This is a genomic window from Rubrimonas sp. (assembly GCF_036788415.1).
In the GTDB taxonomy this organism is placed as follows: Bacteria; Pseudomonadota; Alphaproteobacteria; order Rhodobacterales; family Rhodobacteraceae; genus Rubrimonas.
The window spans coordinates 1-1,952 of the sequence record NZ_DAIQNN010000232.1; the positions used below are offsets into that span (position 1 = coordinate 1).

Consider the following 1,952-nt stretch of genomic DNA (forward strand, 5'->3'; position numbering starts at 1 on the left):
GATCGACGAAGGCGCGCATCTTGCACATCTCGGTCACGAAGCGGATGCCGGCGTTCACGAAGAACGAGATGCGGGAGACGACGCCGGGGAAGTCCGCCTCGCTGACGGCGCCGCGCGCGCGCACCGTGTCGAGCACCGCCGTGGCGGTGGCCAGCGCGAAGGCCAGCTCCTGCTCTGGCGTCGCGCCCGCTTCCTGCAGGTGGTAGCTGCACACGTTCATCGGGTTCCATTTCGGAACGTCCGAATAGCAGAAGGCGGCGATGTCGGAGATCAGCCGCAGGCTCGGCTCGGGCGGGAACACATAGGTCCCGCGCGAGAGGTATTCCTTGATGATGTCGTTCTGGACCGTGCCCTGCAGCTTGGTCACGTCCGCGCCCTGCTCCTCGGCGACGGCGACGTAGAGCGCCAGCAGCCAGGCGGCGGTCGCGTTGATCGTCATCGAGGTGTTCATCTGGTCGAGCGGGATCTGGTCGAACAGCGCGCGCATGTCGCCCAGATGCGCGATGGGCACGCCCACCTTGCCGACTTCGCCGCGCGCCAGAACATGGTCGCTGTCGTAGCCGGTCTGGGTCGGCAGATCGAACGCCACCGAGAGCCCAGTCTGCCCCTTGGCGAGGTTGCCGCGATAGAGTTCGTTCGACTTCGACGCCGTCGAATGGCCGGCATAGGTGCGGAACAGCCAGGGTTTGTCGCGTGTCGTCATCGGGGAATCTCCGCAGCCGCTGCGTTGTTGCGCCGCAACCTAGACGATGGAGCGACGGGCGCAAGAAGATTTCGCGCCCGCTGTCCCGCCCGTAACAATGTGAGGAGCGCCGCCGATCAGCGCGGCTCGTCCCACAGCGCCTTCACCAGCGCGACGCAGCCGAGCAGCAGCACGACGGTGAACGGAAACCCGGTCGAGACCGCCATCGCCTGCAATGCGACGAGCCCGCCGCCCAGCAGCAGCGCGATCGCCACCAGCCCCTCGAAGCTCGCCCAGAAGATGCGCTGCGTCACCGGCGCGTCGATCTTGCCGCCGGCGGTGATGGTGTCGATCACCAGCGAGCCGGAATCCGACGAGGTGACGAAGAACACGATCACCAGCACGATGCCGACAAAGGAGGTGACGGCCGCGAAGGGCAGCGCGTCGAGCATCGCGAAGAGCTTCAGTTCGAGCGAGGCGTCGGTCACCGCGGTGTAGCCGTCGTTCACGATCTGGCTGATCGCCGTGCCGCCGAAGGCGGTCATCCACAGCACCGACACGACCGAGGGGACGAGCAGCACCGCGATCAGGAATTCGCGCACGGTCCGCCCCCGGCTGACGCGGGCGATGAACATGCCCACGAAGGGCGACCACGAAATCCACCACGCCCAGTAGAAGGCGGTCCAGCCCTGCGAGAAGTTGGCGTCCTCACGCCCGAGCGGCATCGAGAGCGCCGGCAGATGCTGCACATACGCCGCCAGATTGGCGAAGAATCCGGTCAGGATCGCCAGCGTCGGCCCCACCGCGATCACGAACAGCAACAGCAGCGCCGCGAGCGTCATGTTGATCTCCGAGAGCCGCTTCACGCCTGCGTCGAGGCCCGCGACGACGCTCACCAGCGCCACGCCGGTGATGGCGAGGATCAGGAACACCTTGGAGGCGTCGGTGACCGGGAAGCCGAACAGATAGTTCAGCCCCGCCCCCGCCTGCTCGGCGCCGAAGCCGAGCGACGTCGCCAGCCCGAACAGCGTCGCGAACACGGCGAGAATGTCGATCACATGGCCGGTCCAGCCCCAGATGCGCTCGCCGAAAATGGGATAGAAGATCGAGCGCATCGTCAGCGGCAGTCCCTTGTTGTAGGCGAACAGCGCCAGCGACAGCGCGACGATGGCGTAGATCGCCCAGGGGTGCAGGCCCCAGTGGAAGATGGTAGCGGCCATGCCGAGCCGCCGCGCAGCCTCCGCGTCGCCCTCCGCCGCGCCGAGCGGCG

The 1,952-nt window shown here is 67.1% G+C and carries 2 protein-coding genes; both read right to left on the minus strand.

The features are described from left to right. A partial coding sequence (locus V7Q31_RS18995; protein ID WP_333835400.1) for a methylmalonyl-CoA mutase family protein occupies positions 1 to 703 on the minus strand: 703 nt, incomplete at its 3' end. A gap of 116 nt (positions 704 to 819) precedes the next feature. Continuing rightward, a partial coding sequence (locus tag V7Q31_RS19000; protein ID WP_333835401.1) for a BCCT family transporter occupies positions 820 to 1,952 on the minus strand: 1,133 nt, incomplete at its 5' end.